The organism is Candidatus Neomarinimicrobiota bacterium (genome assembly GCA_018651745.1).
Classification (GTDB): Bacteria; Fidelibacterota; Marinisomatia; order Marinisomatales; family TCS55; genus JAAZYX01.
This window is the reverse complement of record JABIDL010000027.1, coordinates 22880-40167: the sequence shown is the minus strand read 5'-3', so window position 1 is coordinate 40167 and position 17288 is coordinate 22880. Positions and strand designations below refer to the sequence as shown.

Sequence of the window (17288 nt, the reverse complement as noted above, 5' to 3'; positions counted from 1 at the left end):
GTTTTATGAAAGCGCCCATCCAACAAGGCTGACAAAAAGAAGCATCACAGAAAATCCAATAGTTTTCGCGCTCTTCATTTTTTTATCATAAACATCAACTTCGGCTTCAATGCGGTTATAAGTTAGAGCTACATTTTCGATTTTGCCTTCTTCAACATAAATATCCTGAAAACCCATTTTTACAATGTCTCTAATTCTTCTGCTTTTTGATATTGTACGTATAGATTCATTTTTCATATTTGGGAAAATGCTCACTCTATGCCAACCCGGAGTAACGTTAATGGGGTTTTCAAGGGGGGATTTTCCAATGAAATGATCATCAAGGTAAATAGGCACATTTGGTGAATCACAACCAATGGAAATAGCGGTACGTTTGGGTGCATTCTTCCATTGTATTTCCTGGGAAAAGCTGTATTCATGACTCAAAATTAACGCAAGAAATATCAGCGTGGCATTTTTCATACTAAATCATCCAATTCCTTCTGTAACCGTGCAATTTTGTTCAAGTATTCAGATCCATCTCCCCCAGAAGATTCAACATCCCTTAATGCTATTCTGGAAGATTTAATTTGCTCTTTCAATTTTTGTCTTTTTAACGTACGAATACATTCTTTTAGAGCTTGGTCAGAATCCATAAGATCCATGTCTTCCATGAAGAGGGCCGATATTTTTTCCCTTTCATTTTTTTCATCAAGTTGATCTAATAATTCAGGAATATCAACCTCGCCTTTTTGGGCTATAATAAAATCAGCGAGTTTTTTTAAAAGAGGATTTGTAAAGATATTAATGTCAAATAGTGTTGTAAAATTTTCGATAAACTTGCTATCCTGTGTGGCGATAATTTTAACTATTTCTGCTTGGGCTTTTGTTTCCACGGTAGTAAATAAATCTGGTTCATCCAATTTTTCCTGCGACATATTTGGAGCACGTTTCCTTTTTATTTGGCTTTTAAACATTCGAATGATTTCTATATCATCTAATTTGGCAGAGGATGCAAGTGATTTCAAAAAATCATCTCTAACCACGGGATCTTTAATCCCGGAAATTTCCCTAAGAATATCCTTAATCAATTCAGATCTCTCTGCTGCGGACATAGTGTCCATAGAAACTGAATTGAGGTGAAATTTTAACAATGAGCTCGCGTGTTTAATGGCAGACTCTATAGGCTTTGCGCCTTCAGCCTGTATCCAGTCGTCGGGATCAATTCCGTCCGGAATCTCTACCATGGCGGGTTCTACCGATCCTCGTAATAAAATATAACCAGCTCTAATTGCTGCGCGAATTCCGGCTTCATCACCGTCATATAAAACCGATACCTTCTTCGTGAATTTTCCGAGCTGATTTACATGATTTTGCGTTAAAGCGGTTCCAGAAACTGCTACAACATTTTTTATTCCAGACTGATATATCTGAAGTAAATCTGTGTATCCCTCCACCAAAATAGCATTTCGCTCTTCGCGGATATCTGATTTGGTTGTATCCATTCCATAGAGAATATCGCTTTTCTTGTAAAGCGGCGTTTCGGGGGAATTCAGATATTTTGCAGGATCATCAATAGAGAATATTCGTCCGCCGAATGCAATTATTTTCCCTGACGGCTTTGCGATTGGAAACATTATCCGTGAACGGAAGCGATCAAAAAATCCGGATTGTCCTCTATTAAATAATCCGCTCTTTTCTAGAATTTCTTCGGAATAAACTCCTCGGCATGTATTGAGGAGCACATCGCCGGATTCCGGAGCGAATCCGACCCGAAACAATTTCAGTGTTTCAACCGTAAGTCCTCTTTCATTCAGATAAGACAGCGCCGCCGATCCCCGTTCCGATAAAAGAACACCGTGGTATAAGTCTGCTGCTTTTTCGTGGATTTCATACAGACCACTGAAAAATTCGCTGGAGCCGGCGCCTTCTTCAAAATTGACTTGTACTCCATACTTTTCTCCAAGCGATTTTACGGATTCCACAAAACTCAGCTTTTCGTGTTCCATAATAAAATTGATCGAGTTCCCGCCAGCGCCGCACCCAAAACAGTGATAAATACCTTTGTCAGGAGCAACACTGAAAGAGGGTGTTTTTTCTTGATGAAAAGGACAAAGACCAAAATAATTTCGACCTCTACGTTTTAAATCAACATATTGGTTTACAACATCCAAAATATCAGCAGAGTCTCGAACTTGGTCAATTACATCTGGTGGTATTCGCGCCATTTATGGTTTACTTTGGTTTTCAGTGGATTCTTCTACCAGAGATTGGATAAACAATTTTCCCATTTCCACCGGGTCTTCCCAATGAAATATCCGGATAGTTTTAATTCGCGTATTTTGCATTACCCCGGCAAATCTTGATTCAGACATAATTAATTCAGACCATTTCGAATCAGAAAATATTTCTGTCATCCACAACAATGCTGTTAGGACAACTCCGCCTTTAATTAATCCAAATGCAAATCCCATCGTTCTATTTAGCCATTTTGTACCTTTTGACATCAGCAATAAATGGATCATTCTTGTCACAATTCGAACAACCAATAATGTGCTAACAAAAACTAGCGCAAAACTTAAAACCAATATCACTCCACCATCTAATGATAACCAAGTTAGAAATAGCGCAGAAATTTTTACATAATATTTAAAACCGAATATCATTGCTAAAACCAAGCCCAATAAACGACCAAGCTCTTCAATTAATCCGCGTTTATATCCGATTAATCCGAGCCCAATCATAAAAAATACAGCCAATGCATCCAAATACCATTCCATTGTTCAGTCGAGTAATTCCCGTAAAATAGTTTGGGCTTGCTTCCCATCAATTTGGTTCGCACCTCTTTTCATTACTACCGGCATTACTTTTCCAACATCGCTCATGGATTCTGCGCCTGTTTCTTTAATAACGTCTTCAACAATAGTTCGAATTGTCATCTCATCCATCATTTTCGGAAGGTAGGTATTGATTAAATCAGCTTCTATTTGTTCGGCATCGGCAAGTTCATCTCGCCCTGCCGATCGATATTGTTCCACCGATTCTTTCCTTTGCTTTTCAAGTGTTCGGAGTACCTTCAATATCTCTTCTTTGTTTAGATCTTCTCTTTTTTCAATTTGTCTATCCTTCAATTTTGATATAACAATTCGAAGTGCCGATGCTTTTTCTTTTTCGCCAGATTTCATGGCAGCATACATATCTGTTTTTAATTGATCAAATAAATCCATGTTTTTCTCCTTTATTGAGATGTTTCAATTTGCTTCATTGCAATAATAACGCAGTCTTTATCTGCATCAATTCCAATAAATCGTCGTCCTAAAATTTTTGCCATTTTCCCCGAAGTTCCCTTCCCCATAAATGGGTCTAAAATCCAATTTAATTTAAAAGAACTATTCTTTATTAATCGTTCATAAACCCCGGCCGGGTTTGAGCCAGAATTGTCCGATCCTAAATTTTCCGGCCAAAAATTTGTTTTGTTTTCTTCCCTAGATTTTTCATCCATGCAAAATTGGAAAGAATTAGATTTAGTTGCAAACCAGATATCACCAAGTTGGTTTTTGTAATTTTCAGAATCAGAACTCGCTTTTTGGTTCTTCCAAGTTAACCGCGTTTGAACTTTATATTGATTGCTCAATAACCCATGATACATTCCTGATAAGCGCCATCCGCATAAAAGATAAATTGATCCCGTGTTTTTTAAAACCCTGTAAGCCTCATTTAGCCAAGATGCATTCCAATCATAATATTCCTGAAGTGTCAGTCGTTTACCGGATGTTACAGCAGAACCGCTGGGTTTAGTTGGCGGTTCTGTGATAATGAGATCAATGGATTCGTTTGGTAATTTTTTCAATCCTGCAATTGCATCTCCGTGATATAATCCCTCGGATAACTCTCCTTCATCCAGCTTTATATCCTCAACAGATTGTACTGCTGCAAGGTATCGGTTTAAATCCTCAACGGTAAGACCCGCAACAGGTTCCAGCGAATGAGTAAAAAGTGGACTAAATGATTCTTTTTCGTAATCTGACATATGAAAATTTAGAACTTCATAGCGATAACAAAAAACGAATCCACATTCACTATTTGACATATATCCAGCCACATGTAAACTTCCAATAGTATGAATAAGGAAAAAGTGATATTTATCTGCACCGGAAATTCTTGTAGATCCCAAATGGCAGAAGGACTGCTTCGCGATAGTGCAGGTGATCGATTCGAAGTGTATAGCGCTGGAACCCATCCTTCCATCGTTCATCCCAATGCCATTTCTGTTATGGACGAAATTGGGATTGATATTTCCGGACATTCGTCAGACGGAATTAAACAATATCTTGATCTTGGAATGGATATTGTTATTACAGTCTGTGATAATGCCAATCAATCTTGCCCTACCTTTCCGGGAGGGGCGGAACACATACATTGGAGCATCCCAGACCCATTTTTAGGGTGGAAACTTGACCAAAGTCAATTGGTTGGATTTCGTGATTGCCGTGAATTATTAAAGATGAAACTTCATGACTTCATTTCAAGCGATAAATAAGAATTGAATTATAAAAAATATCTTCTTACCATTTATTTTTTAGTTTCATTTTCTTGTGCCCAAGTCATCATGACAGAAATAATGTACGACCTTGTAGGTACCGACTCTCCCAACGAATTCGTCGAGCTATTTAATCTTTCTCAAACGGATACTGCAGACTTAAGCGGATATAGTATTATGGATAAATCATCCGAAGATGCACTCGTTGATTCCGGATTTGGGATCAGCATTCCTCCGCAATCATATGCAATAATATTTGAAGGTGATTATTCTCTGACCAACGGAATTTATGCAGATTCAATCCCTAGCAACACGATCTTGATAAAAGTTGATGATTCGAGCATCGGAAACGGCTTGTCTACTGCGGATTCTCTTTACCTGATGGATAGTTCCGGTATTGTGATTGACTCACTCGGGTGGACAGACGTTGCGCCTGATGGATTTTCACTAGAAAAGGTGAGGCTGACATTTTCAAATGCACCGGAAAATTGGGATGTAAGCAAGGATTCGTTGGGAACGCCCGGAAAGGCGAACAGCGTCCTTCCATTCACCGTTGACGGCAAACTGCTTTCAGATTCCCTTACGCTTACGCCAAACATTGTTTCATCTTCAGAACTTATTTCACTCAAGGGAAAAGTTATCAATAATGGAACACAGACAATTTCCGGGGAAATAATTATATCTACCGATCGGGAGGATTTGGAAAATATTGATGTTTCCAATTTGGCAGAACTAGACACGGTTAGTTTTGAAACTGATCTCGGACCTTTCAGCTCCGGCAATCATTCAATTACCGCCCATTTTCAGGTGTCAAATGATGAAGATACCACGAACAACTTGGGAACGGTAAGCGCCGGTGTACGATACTCAGAAGGTACTTTGACTATCAATGAATTCATGCCAGCCCCATCTTCAGGAATGGCAGAATTTGTTGAGTTTATTTACCACGGAACCGATTCGCTTAATCTAGAAAACTGGCGGATTGCTGATGCTACAGAAAGTGGAAATTACATTTTCCCTGACCTTACTTTGAATTCTTCAGAATATTTTGTAGCAGCAGAAGATTCCTCAATTATATCATTCATCCCGGATTCCGTTTTATTCATCGTCCCGAACAGCGGTTTTCCAAATCTGAATAATACCACTCCGGATCAGGTTAGGATTTTTGATCCATTCGGCACATTGATTGATTCCATCCGTTACGATTCTGACTGGGGATATTCCTCAGGCGTATCGGCGGAAAAAATATTCCCGGACAGCTCCTCCGACAATAGCAGTAACTGGAAAACCACTGAACATATAAATGGAATGACGCCAGGATTCGTCAATTCTGTTACACCTAGAAACATTGACGGCGCACTTTTAGAGGATCAGATTAGTTATTCACCGTTGCCGCCAACTTCAACGGATTCAATCAACTTTTCTATACCAGTGCTAAACTCCGGGCTACAAAATATTTCCGGAACTGTTTCCATTACAAAAGATGATTCTCAAATCGGAGGAGGATCCTTTTCATCGCTGGCAAAATTTGATACTACTATTGTAACCGTTTCTATTGAGCCAATGAATTCAGGCAAGTCTGTTGTTACGATTGAACTAATCGTTAGCAATGATTTGGATTCAACAGATAATTTGATGGTTGACACTATAAATGTTAGCTATCCTTTTGGGACAATTCAGATAAATGAATTCATGGCTATGCCAAATAACAATCAAACCGAATTCGTTGAAATAGTCGCTTTTGATTCTATCTCGCTCTATGGTTGGGGTATTTCTGATAACACTCTTAATATTCAATTTCTTCCAGCGATCGAGATTATATCTGGTGAATATGTGGTGATTGCAGCAGATTCTAATATCGCTTCCTACGCTCCAACGGGTGCTACCGTTGTAGTTCCAACAACAGGATTTTCCACACTTAACAATTCCGGCGATGCAATTTTTATATTTGATGCCACCGGCACAGTCGTCGATTCGCTCATTTATTCTTCAGCTTGGGGAATTGAGTCCGAAATTTCATCGGAAAAAATTCGACCGGAATTTGAGTCTTCTGTTATTGATAATTGGGCGTTATCAACAGAAATCGGTGGCATGACCCCCGGATATGGAAACTCTGTAACTTTGTTTGATACAGATGGCGGATTGGTTCAGGATTCCAATTTTTTATATCCGGTATATCCGACCGCTAACGAAACATCAATCTTGTTCATTAAAATAATGAATGCGGGAGTGCAAGCAATTGGTGGGTCAGTTTCGGTCGAAGAAAATGACGAAGAAATTGGAAGTCAAAGTATTTCTTCCATTGCATTTCGCGATACTTCCCAAATTGAAGTCTCTATCCCTGAACTACAATCAGGGGAACACCCAATCGTCATCACCCTCAGTATTTCCGGGGATGAAAACTCTACCAACAACATCGGATTTGATACACTCTTAATTTCATATCCGTTTGAAACAGTTTTTATAAATGAATTTTTATCCCAACCTGAAACAACACAAACTGAATTTATAGAACTATTTAATGCAAATAATATCAGTTTGGAAGGATGGTCTATCAGCGACAATACAAATTCTAAAAAAACACTTTCTTTTTCAGGGGATAATGGTAAACGTGCCGAATATATCATTATCGCTGATAATGATAGTTTGCTGATGAATCTTTATCCTGTCGGCACGATTTCATCAGTTCCTGATGGATTTCCAGCATTGAATAATACGTCCGATGCTATCTTTCTTTATGATATGACCGGATTCATTATTGATTCACTTATTTATTCGGAGGACTGGCCCCTTTTTGAATCTAGGTCTACTGAAAAACTTCGTCCGGAGTTTTCATCTAATGATTCTTCCCGGTGGGCCATTGCGGTGAATGACACTGGGATGACCCCCGGAAAGCAAAACAGTGTATATTTTGAAGAATTGGCAAATGCAGGCAATATCATTTTTGAACCCAATCCGTTTTCTCCTAATGGCGACGGTCATGATGATATTTTGTATTTAAAATACAAGCTTCCGTTCGAGACAGCGGTAATCAAAATTGAGATATTTGATGTGGTTGGCCGTAGCATCGCTACTCCTTATTGGAATGTTTACTCTGCCCAAGAAAGTATTTTGAAATGGGATGGCACCAAAAATAATGGTCAAACTGCAAGAATTGGTATTTATATTGTAAAAACCACTGCGCGGGATGGATCATCCGGACAGCTTTGGGAAGATGTACAAACAGTCGTATTGGCAAAACCACTATAGAACATGTTATTCAAAAATCCACACTTCATTTTGATAAAACTTCCAATAATAGGGATGATTAGTTTCCTATTATTAATCGTTTTATCCATTTCACTTTACCCAGGAGGAACCATTAAACAACACCGAACCGAAGGATATACTTTTTCTGAAAATTATTTGAGCGATTTGGGTAAAACCATAACCCCATCCGAAGAAAATAATATGAAATCCATGGTTTTGTTTATATGTGCTTTGGCAAGTATCAGTCTTTCAATGATTGGATTTTTTTACGGAAGCTTTCGCTATTTTAAAGGGATATTTCCAACAGGTGATATTACCCTTGGAATAGGTACAGTGCTTTTTATTTTGAGTTTTATCTTTCTATTAGGCGTTGGGTTTACTCCGGCAAATATTACTTTAAACTTTCATATATTTTTTGCAGTGTGGTTTTTTCGACTAGTATTTTTTGCAGCCCTGTTTCATACTATAGCATTTTTTCGAATGGATTCTTCTACTATAAAACATGCAATTGGATTTGGATTAATCTCTCTTTCTACAAGTATTTATATTTTGTTTTCGGATTTCAATTTAGGTGGACTTTTTTATACAGATACATTTAAACCCGACGTTATTTCCCAGAAGTTTATTGTGATATATCTTATTCTTGGCACCGGAATGGTGGGGATTTTTAACAACCGTTTCATTAAACAGCATTCGGAATAATCCTTTTAGCGAAAAACCTGTTCAATAACGTAGGTAACAGACCAATTATGCCCGAGTCTTTTTCCACCTCGAAATGTGGCAGGAAGCTCATGAACTGTACTTCCCTTAATTTGAACAATCTGCGGATCAATTTCCAAATTCCGGAAAGCGCCATCAGCCGAATGAGAGGTTCTCCATTGAATATGTTTTATTCCATTTGCCAAAGTGAAAGTACTGTCAAAAAGTATCCCATTTTCGTAACCGCATTTTTCAGAAAACCTTATGTGATGTCCGAGCGGTGCGGCGATGGAATGGATTTCGGCAGACACGTCTAGAGAATAAGTCCCAGAAAAAGATGTCGTAACAGTTCCGCCGTAACTGTGGGAAAAAATAATAAGATACGGGCTGGATTCATTTTGTTTTAGCCATGCTGCAAGATCAGCGGACAACTTATCAGATATGACTTTCGGACAAAGGTTCCAGTCATACCGGTAAAACAATGTTTTCTTTCCGGTTTCAGCCATGGTTCGAAGTGCATCCACCCATTCATATCCTCTAGATCCATATCCATGTACGGCCACATAAACCGTGTCTAAGTCTGCGGATTCTCCAGCGATAATTTCAATGAAACCGTCATCGAATTTCATCAGTTTCTTCCCCGACTGTTTTACATTTTCACCGGTTGGGATATCCGACAAAGATATAGATTGTTGCGCCGAGAGCCATGCGCAGAAATAGAAAAGGGGCAGAATTCTGCCCCTTTTCATAAACCCAAATTTATTATTTTTATTAGATTCCAATTCCAACCCTAAGGTTGATACTACCAAATCCATCATTATCAGGGATTACATCCTTAGTCAAAGTATAGCGGTAGAACAAAAACGAATCTAACATAAATAATTTAAATTGAAGACCAGCTTGAACGTGAAACCCGCTAGCATCCACCAAGTTTTCTTCCAATTTATTTATCAAGTCTTTTTCAGTGAATCCTGTGGGTGATGACTCAATATCCCCATCCATAAATTCTTTCATTAAATCGACAGTCATTAGTGGTGTAACCTTATGCATATTGTAACCACCTCCATAATACAGCTTTGCTTTTGCAAGTAATGGAAGACTAAGACTCATTAGTTTTTTTCGGAACGATAGATATGTTGATATGCTGCCCCAGCCAAAAGTGAAAGGTCCGATAGTCCCTAAAGCATTCACAAAATTGAAGTCATATTCCTGACCCTTAATTAAAATATCTGCTTCTAAGTCAACAAAAGGAATTGCATCAATATAAAAATACCCTCCAATTGTGATAGGATTTGAAAATGCCGTTGTCGTAAGCGTAGCAGGTCCACTTGGAATTGAAAACGCCGGTATTGACGCGGTCGCCTGGCCTAACTGCAAACCCAATCCACCAATTGCCTGTGCCGTGCCCACAAACATAATTTGACTAAAAAGTACGATGAGTACTGTATTTCTTAATTTCATGGAATTATCCTTTTCGCTTTATTTTCTAACGTAAATTTAACGGAAAGTTTTGAGAGGAACACATAAAATGTTTTTCTAGGCCGGAACAAATGTTATCCCAATCTGTACCATCTGATATAAAACATATAGGAGTAACAATCATGATTAACTTGGTTTTAAGTGCCCTATTGCTAGCTTCATCTGCTTTTGCGGGCGAACATGACAAAAAAGTAATCGTAAAAAAGGTCATTGTTGGCGACCAGTCAGAAGATATTAATATTAATGTGGATGCCCAAGTGGAAGACGGTGTTTGCACAATTGTAATCACCAGAGACGGAGAGACATCTGAATTTTCCTTTGATATTGAAGATGAAAACGCAATTTCAGAAATTGAAGAAAAAATCGAAGCCATGGGAATAGACGTTCATGTAAAAGCATTGGCATTTGGTGAAGACAGTAAATTCATCATTGATGCCGGAAGTTCGGACGCTGCCTTTCTTGGTGTGCATATCCAGGATTTAACGGAACAATTACGAAAATATTTTAAAGTGGAAGACGAGTCTGGTGTTTTAGTATCGGAGGTTGTTGAAGACAGCCCTGCCGAAAAAGGAAAAGTTAAAGCTGGTGATATTATCATAAAGGTAGAAGATCAGCCCATTGATGGACCAAGGAGTCTTCAGAGAATTATCAGAAGCTATAAGCCTAAAGATAAAGTCAAATTAACTCTAAAGCGTAATGGAAGAAAAAAAACTATATCTATAACTTTGGGAGAGCAGGAAAATACCTTCAGCTGGAGACAAGCAATTCCTGGTGATGATCATAAAATGATGTTTTTTGACATGGAAAGAGATAACCATGATTTTGATGATCCTGTAAAAAAACATTTCAAAATAATGAAAAAGCATGAGGGTGGAAGAGGTGAACTACAAGAAGATCTGAAATCACTTCGCCAGGAGTTGGAAGCTTTAAAGAAAGAAATTGAAATGCTAAAAAACCAATAAACAAAAAACTCAAAGCATCTTTTTTAAAACAGGCCGGATAACCGGCCTGTTTTTTTATCCGTTGAATCCGGGGGGTACCTTTTCCTAAATTGCTTGAAGAAGCATCCTGAAATATGAAAATCATAACATCCCTTCTTACATTTTTTCTTATTGTGACAATCATGATTGCACAAGACTACACGTGGCCGACAGATGCTGGAACTATGTATTCGTCTAATTTTGGTGAATATCGTGATAACCACTTTCACATGGGAATTGACATTAAAACCAGCGAACAAGAAGGTGCCTCAGTTATTGCGATTAGCGATGGCTATGTTTCTCGAATGGTTGCCAATTATACCGGATTCGGAAAGGCACTTTATCTTACAACTTCCGACGGAAAGACTGCAGTTTATGCTCATCTTAGTCAGTTTACGCCACTATTAGAGGCTGTTTCAAGAAAAGTTCAAAAAGAAAAAAAATCTTACATTGTAAACGAATATTTTAATCCAAGTGATTTTCGAGTTAAAAAAGGCGATGTTATCGGACAAACCGGAAATACGGGTGCCTCTTTTGGTCCTCACCTGCATTTTGAATTAAGAAATGATAAAGAGCAGCCAATAAATCCGTTAACTCATGGATTCATCGTACAGGATAGAATTCCACCGATTTTCCGTGAAGTGGCCATTATCCCACTCTCAGCAGACACTTGGATAAATGGAGCTCGCCTACCACAATCTTTTCCATTACTTAAAAATAAAGGAGGAATTTTCCGATTCCCAGATACATTAAATTGTTTGGGTAAAATAGGATTGGCTGTCAATGTTGTTGACAAGCGTGAGGGTTCGAATAACGAATATCAGTTGCAAAAAATTGAGCTGTGGGTAGATGACGAAAATTATTATACACTTCAGTTTGATACACTTGATTATTCACAAGGGAAAAAAGTACATACGGTCAGAGATTATAGTTTTGACCGCTTAAATCTCGGAGAATACTCAAAGCTGTACCGGTTAAATTCGTATTCAGATGTCACGGTTGCTAAAAATCAAAACGGAAGGCCTTTACACATAACGCCTGGGTTTCACAGGATTGAAATAAAGGGATTTGATTCCTCAGGAAATATGTCAAAAGTTGTTGGTACAATATTTGGCAATCCTCCTTTTGATATGAAGATTTCTGATGTAATGCTACATCAAAGTGAAATACAATTCACAGTTCAGCCAAAAAAAATATTAGTCCCCATTAAAGAAGTAATAGCATACAGTTTTACATCGTATGGATTTGCAGATCAGAGAATCAACATTTTAAATCAAACTTCATCAAAAGATGGGATTCTACTCACACTCCCAAAAAAAGAGATCAAACGGAAAGCAATCCAGTTCATTGGTATTAATAAACTTGGTGCGTATTCAAAACCAATTCATTGGAATGGCGAAATACTTGATGCTTCTGCCTTTGAAACAAAAATAGATTTAGATATTTCACATTCTGAGGCTGGAGTTTTCATTCAGGTAGAAACTAAACAGGTTATAGAGGCAAAACTGGCGCTTGCAATAAATCAGGGTTCTTCGCTCATGCCAATTTCACTTGAGCAAACCCATCCAAATGTTTATTTAACTAAAATGCTTGATCCAAATTTATTTAATGGAATAAAAGGAATCAATGTTACAGTTTCAGATAAAACTCAAAGGGATATTCGGTTTGCTATCCAACCTCAAGTTGTCGTTGAAGGCAACCCAACTACAATATTATCTCAAGATAATCAATGTTCCATTAGAACGAAAAATAAATCAACGTATTTCCCAACCGTTATGTGGATTGAAACAATTGATAATCCGGTTGAGGTAGTCGGAGGAGTTCGCCTTTCAAATGTGTACCAGTTGCAACCATTCGAAATTCCATTAAAAGATTCGATCCATGTAGGCATTCGCTTTGGAGAAAAAATTAAAGGGAAAGATCATATAGATTTATATTATTATGATAAAGACGATGGATGGACTTTTGTCAATAACGTGGTTAGCAAAAAACGTAAAGTCATCACCGGTTCTATTACGAGTTTAGAAGCTATCGCAATCATTCAAGATGAAATTCCGCCAAAGTTAGTGGATTCTTTCCCGGGGAATGGCGGGAAATATAAATCTTACTTCGTTGAAAAAATCCGGGTTTCTTTTCAGGATAAATTATCAGATATTGACCCTAGTGAAACATCAATGTCTCTAGCCTTAGATGGTGAACAAATCAGATTCGCCTATCAACCAATTCTTCAAGAATTAGCATACTATCTTGATGAACCTTTAAGTCTCGGTTCACATTCGATAGTTGTTTCGTGCTCGGATAAAGCTGGTAACAAAACCGAAGAAACTCTTAACTTTATTATCGACTGATGTTTTTCCCCTACCGAGACGACAATCCACACATTTTAACACCCTATGTTACCTATGGAATTATTGCAATTAATTCCTTTTTATTCTTACTTCAAATGGGAATGGAAGTATCAAGCCCAATGGCCGTGCGATCATTTATAAATACTTTTGGACTCATCCCCTCTGATTTTGGGGTAATGAATATTTTTACTTCTATGTTTATCCATGGGGGATTTGCTCACATCATCGGAAATATGTGGTTTCTTTGGATTTTTGGAGATAATGTAGAAAGCGCCCTCGGACATGTTCGGTACATTATTTTTTATTTTGTTTGTGGAATTGCTGCGGCTCTTTTGCAAGTTATGATTGACCCATCCTCTTCAATCCCAATGGTTGGAGCTAGCGGTGCAATTGCCGGTGTGTTAGGCGCTTATATGATTCGGTATCCACGCGCAAGAGTCCATGTCTTTGTTTTCATATTTATCTTTATAACAACCATTCAAATCCCTGCTTTTTATGTACTCGGCTTTTGGTTTCTCATGCAACTCACAAGCGGACTCGGAACTCTGGGGCCGGACGCAACCGGCGGTGTTGCTTGGTTTGCTCATATTGGTGGGTTTATTGCCGGGATTGGATTTGAACGAATGAGTCGCTTCCTTAAATTTGAAAAGGTGTAGTGATGCATAAATTGATACAAAGTGCTATAGAAGTGAGAAAAAATTCTCACGCTCCTTATTCTCAATTCAAAGTGGGGGCTGCCGTACAAACATCATCCGGAGAAATTATTAGCGGATGCAATGTAGAATCCAGCAGTTATGGTCTTACAAACTGTGCAGAAAGGACTGCTCTTTTCCGCGCAATCTCTGAAGGATATAAATCATTTATTGCTATCGCTGTTGTTTCCAATTTAGGCGCTCCGCCATGTGGAGCGTGCCGACAAGTTATCTGGGATTTATGTGGTGATATTCCCGTGCACATTGCAAAACTAGACGGATCTGTTATTACTAAAAATTCTTCGGATTTATTACCTGATGCCTTTGATGGTGGAAATTTGCCATGAAGCATAAAACAATTCTAATTGGAATCGCAGGAGGAACGGGATCTGGAAAAACTTCGTTAGCACGAGCATTGCTCAAAGAATATGGGCCGGGTGAAGTTGTAGTGATTGAACAGGATTCTTATTATCGAGATTTGTCAACCATGCCTTTGGAAAAACGGAATCAGCAAAATTTTGATCATCCGGATGCGTTTGAGTTTGAACTGATGAAACAAGACTTGAAATCCTTGATAAACTGGGGAATGGTTCAAATTCCTATTTATGATTTTTCAACTCATTCTCGTCTGAGCGAAAAACGTACAATTAAACCACATCACGTCATTGTGATAGAAGGCATCATGGTTTTGGCTAATACTGCATTACGAAATTTAATGAACATTAAAATTTACATCGAGACGCCCACAGACATTCGATTTATTCGAAGATTGACGCGCGACAGAGTCGAACGTGAACGCTCAACTCAGTCCGTGATTGATCAGTATCTTTCCACCGTTCGCTCCATGCATTCCCAATTTGTAGAACCTTCCAAACTTTTTGCTGATATTATTATTCCAGAAGGTGGAGAAAATCCCGTGGCAATTGATTTAATTAGAACCAAAATTTCTTCGATTATTCCTAATTAATAACAATTATGACACTTTCCCCAAAATATTCAGGATGGATTGAAGTGATATGCGGAAGTATGTTCAGCGGAAAAACCGAAGAACTTATTCGGAGGTTAAAAAGAGCAGAAATAGCAAAAATGAAAACAGCTATATTTAGGCCTGCAATTGATAATCGATATGAAAAAGAACATATTGTATCTCATAATCAATCAAAGCTCAAATCCTATACGGTTGAAAAAGCAGCTGATATTATTCCGCTTACAAAAAATGCTGATGTAATTGGTATAGATGAGGCTCAATTTTTTGATGAAGAAATTGTAAACATTTGTAAAATCCTTGCTTCAAATTCAGCTCGAGTAGTTGTTGCTGGATTAGATAAAGACTATAAGGGGAAACCATTCGGAATCATGCCAAATCTCATGTGCGAGGCAGATTATGTTACTAAATTAAGAGCAATTTGTGTTGCCTGCGGGGATCCCGCAAATTTCACACAACGTCTGTCAAAAGATACCGAGCAAGTCATCATTGGCGAGACGGATATTTACGAAGCACGTTGTCGTGGATGTTATCAGCCACCTGGAAAATCCTGATGGGAAAATTCGTGGGACTTATCGGAGTAATCGTATTATTGGGAATTGCTTTTGCAATGTCGAATAATAGAAAAAAAATTAATCTGAGAGTAGTAGGATGGGGTTTGGGGTTACAGCTTTTATTTGCACTTTTTATTCTTAAAACACCGGTCGGCGAACCTCTGTTTGCATTCCTTGATAAAGTAGTTAAAAAACTAATTAGTTTTTCTGATGCAGGAGGCGACTTTCTTTTTGAGTCATTTGTTCCCGGGGTTGGATATCATGAAGCGATGGTGAATTTTGCTTTCCGGGCATTACCAACCATTATATTTTTTTCCGCACTTATGACTGTAATGTACCACTTTGGAATAATCCAATTTGTCATAAAATGGATTGCGCGTGCTATGCAAAAAACTATGAAAACAAGCGGTTCAGAAACCTTAAGTGTTTCTGCCAATATTTTTGTGGGGCAAACAGAAGCTCCATTATTGGTACGACCATTCATTAAAAACATGACCCAATCGGAGCTTATGACTGTAATGACGGGAGGATTTGCTACGGTTGCCGGCGGAGTTTTGGCATTATATGTAACCTGGTTAGGAGATATTCCGGGAATTGCGGGACATTTATTGGCGGCTTCAGTGATGTCGGCACCTGCAGCACTTGCCATCGCTAAAATAATTTATCCCGAAACTGAACTTTCGGAAACTGCCGGTGAAATAAATATAAAAGTTAAGAAAGTTGATGCGAATTCAATGGATGCTCTCGGACGTGGAGCAACCGAAGGATTAAAATTAGCAGCAAATGTTGGCGCCATGCTGATTGCTTTTGTTTCAATTGTTTCCATGATAAATTACCTACTTGCAATTGGGGGAACTTCATTGGAAGAAATTTTCGCGTTTGTATTCAAACCTCTCGCATGGACAATGGGAGTTCCTTGGAAAGAAGCGGGAATCATGGGAATGCTTATGGGAGAAAAAATAGCTTTCACAGAACTCATAGCTTATGGAGATTTAAAGGATTTGCTTGCATCAGGACAAATATCTGACAGAACAGCAATTATCGCCAGTTACGCCCTGTGCGGTTTTGCAAATTTCGGATCCATTGGAATTCAGCTTGGTGGCATAGGCGGAATGGCGCCCGAAAGAAGAAAAGATTTAGCTAAAATAGTTGGTAAAGCAATGATTGGTGGTGCCCTTGCTTCTTGGCTCACCGCTACCATTGCGGGAATGTTGATATAACATGTTGAAATTAATATTATTAGGACCGCCGGGAGTTGGAAAAGGGACCCAAGCAATAAGGCTAAAGGATCATTTTAATATTATTCATTTATCAACCGGAGTAATTTTACGAGGAGAAATGGCGAAATCTTCCTCCATCGGAATTCAGGCAAAGGAATTCATTAATGCGGGAAAACTCGTTCCGGACGAAATCCTATTAAAGATGATGAATAATCGATTACGAGAATCGGAATGTAAGTCGGGATATATTTTAGATGGCTTCCCTCGCACTATCCCGCAGGCAAAAGGATTAGAAAATATTTTAATGGAATTAGGTCATAAACTTAATGCTGTTATCAGCATTACTGCCGACCAAGATGAATTGGTGAGGAGGCTGGTTATCCGAGCAAAGGATTCCGGCAGGAGCGATGATACTGAATCAGTTATTCAGGAGCGACAGAAAGTTTATTGGAATCAAACAGCACCTTTAATTCAATATTATGAGGATAACAATCTGCTTAAATCAGTAGATGGCATAGGTTCTATTGAGCATATTACGGACAGGATTTTAGGAGTGTTGTAAT

General features: G+C 38.4%; 18 protein-coding genes. 11 read left to right on the top strand and 7 right to left on the bottom strand.

Features of this window, described 5'->3' with window-relative positions:
* Positions 1-3: 3 nt before the first annotated feature.
* From HOD97_05015 to HOD97_04995, 5 genes are read right to left on the bottom strand one after another with little or no spacing between them, the layout of a single operon-like run.
* Positions 4-462 carry a hypothetical protein gene (locus tag HOD97_05015; GenBank protein MBT4280959.1) on the bottom strand — a complete coding sequence of 153 codons (459 nt, stop codon included), beginning with the start codon at positions 460-462 and terminating at the stop codon, positions 4-6.
* Entirely contained in the window at positions 459-2207 is a 1749-nt protein-coding gene (locus HOD97_05010) for a DNA primase (GenBank protein MBT4280958.1), read from the bottom strand. Before HOD97_05010 ends, HOD97_05015 begins: the two co-directional genes overlap by 4 nt.
* Complete coding sequence (locus tag HOD97_05005; GenBank protein MBT4280957.1) at positions 2208-2759, bottom strand: CvpA family protein; 552 nt, start codon at positions 2757-2759, stop codon at positions 2208-2210.
* A 3-nt stretch (positions 2760-2762) separates the two neighbouring features.
* Positions 2763-3206, bottom strand: a complete 444-nt coding sequence (locus tag HOD97_05000) for a GatB/YqeY domain-containing protein (GenBank protein ID MBT4280956.1) — start codon at positions 3204-3206, stop codon at positions 2763-2765.
* An 11-nt stretch (positions 3207-3217) separates the two neighbouring features.
* Positions 3218-4009 carry a site-specific DNA-methyltransferase gene (locus HOD97_04995; GenBank protein MBT4280955.1) on the bottom strand — a complete coding sequence of 264 codons (792 nt, stop codon included), beginning with the start codon at positions 4007-4009 and terminating at the stop codon, positions 3218-3220.
* A gap of 90 nt (positions 4010-4099) precedes the next feature.
* Here HOD97_04995 and HOD97_04990 point away from each other — a divergent pair, with 90 nt between their 5' ends.
* The 3 genes from HOD97_04990 to HOD97_04980 are packed head-to-tail and all read left to right on the top strand — an operon-like array spanning position 4100 to position 8470.
* Positions 4100-4519: an arsenate reductase ArsC gene (locus HOD97_04990; protein MBT4280954.1), complete on the top strand. Its 420-nt coding sequence runs from the start codon at positions 4100-4102 to the stop codon at positions 4517-4519.
* Positions 4520-4522: 3 nt separating this feature from the next.
* Positions 4523-7768 carry a lamin tail domain-containing protein gene (locus HOD97_04985; protein MBT4280953.1) on the top strand — a complete coding sequence of 1082 codons (3246 nt, stop codon included), beginning with the start codon at positions 4523-4525 and terminating at the stop codon, positions 7766-7768.
* Positions 7769-7822: 54 nt separating this feature from the next.
* Positions 7823-8470, top strand: coding sequence for a hypothetical protein (locus HOD97_04980; GenBank protein ID MBT4280952.1), 648 nt, complete (start codon positions 7823-7825; stop codon positions 8468-8470).
* 5 nt (positions 8471-8475) lie between these two features.
* Here HOD97_04980 and HOD97_04975 read toward each other — a convergent pair whose 3' ends face one another.
* Both HOD97_04975 and HOD97_04970 read right to left on the bottom strand, forming a co-directional pair.
* Positions 8476-9285: a hypothetical protein gene (locus HOD97_04975; GenBank protein ID MBT4280951.1), complete on the bottom strand. Its 810-nt coding sequence runs from the start codon at positions 9283-9285 to the stop codon at positions 8476-8478.
* Entirely contained in the window at positions 9239-9928 is a 690-nt protein-coding gene (locus tag HOD97_04970) for a hypothetical protein (GenBank protein MBT4280950.1), read from the bottom strand. The genes HOD97_04975 and HOD97_04970 overlap by 47 nt, the downstream gene beginning before the upstream one ends.
* A gap of 89 nt (positions 9929-10017) precedes the next feature.
* Here HOD97_04970 and HOD97_04965 point away from each other — a divergent pair, with 89 nt between their 5' ends.
* From HOD97_04965 to HOD97_04930, 8 genes are all read left to right on the top strand, one after another.
* Entirely contained in the window at positions 10018-10908 is an 891-nt protein-coding gene (locus tag HOD97_04965) for a PDZ domain-containing protein (GenBank protein ID MBT4280949.1), read from the top strand.
* Positions 10909-11021: 113 nt separating this feature from the next.
* Positions 11022-13274 (top strand): M23 family metallopeptidase, encoded by a 2253-nt coding sequence (locus HOD97_04960; protein ID MBT4280948.1) that lies wholly within the window; start codon positions 11022-11024, stop codon positions 13272-13274.
* On the top strand, positions 13274-13930 hold the full coding sequence (locus tag HOD97_04955; GenBank protein MBT4280947.1) for a rhomboid family intramembrane serine protease: 657 nt from the start codon (positions 13274-13276) through the stop codon (positions 13928-13930). The genes HOD97_04960 and HOD97_04955 overlap by 1 nt, the downstream gene beginning before the upstream one ends.
* A gap of 2 nt (positions 13931-13932) precedes the next feature.
* On the top strand, positions 13933-14313 hold the full coding sequence (cdd, locus tag HOD97_04950) for a cytidine deaminase (protein ID MBT4280946.1): 381 nt from the start codon (positions 13933-13935) through the stop codon (positions 14311-14313).
* Positions 14310-14933 carry a uridine kinase gene (gene udk, locus HOD97_04945; protein MBT4280945.1) on the top strand — a complete coding sequence of 208 codons (624 nt, stop codon included), beginning with the start codon at positions 14310-14312 and terminating at the stop codon, positions 14931-14933. The genes cdd and udk overlap by 4 nt, the downstream gene beginning before the upstream one ends.
* An 8-nt stretch (positions 14934-14941) precedes the next feature.
* A complete protein-coding gene (locus HOD97_04940) occupies positions 14942-15505 on the top strand; it encodes a thymidine kinase (protein ID MBT4280944.1) in 564 nt (187 codons plus the stop codon).
* Positions 15505-16725 carry a NupC/NupG family nucleoside CNT transporter gene (locus HOD97_04935; GenBank protein MBT4280943.1) on the top strand — a complete coding sequence of 407 codons (1221 nt, stop codon included), beginning with the start codon at positions 15505-15507 and terminating at the stop codon, positions 16723-16725. The genes HOD97_04940 and HOD97_04935 overlap by 1 nt, the downstream gene beginning before the upstream one ends.
* A gap of 4 nt (positions 16726-16729) precedes the next feature.
* Positions 16730-17287 carry an adenylate kinase gene (locus HOD97_04930; GenBank protein ID MBT4280942.1) on the top strand — a complete coding sequence of 186 codons (558 nt, stop codon included), beginning with the start codon at positions 16730-16732 and terminating at the stop codon, positions 17285-17287.
* Position 17288 lies beyond the last annotated feature (1 nt).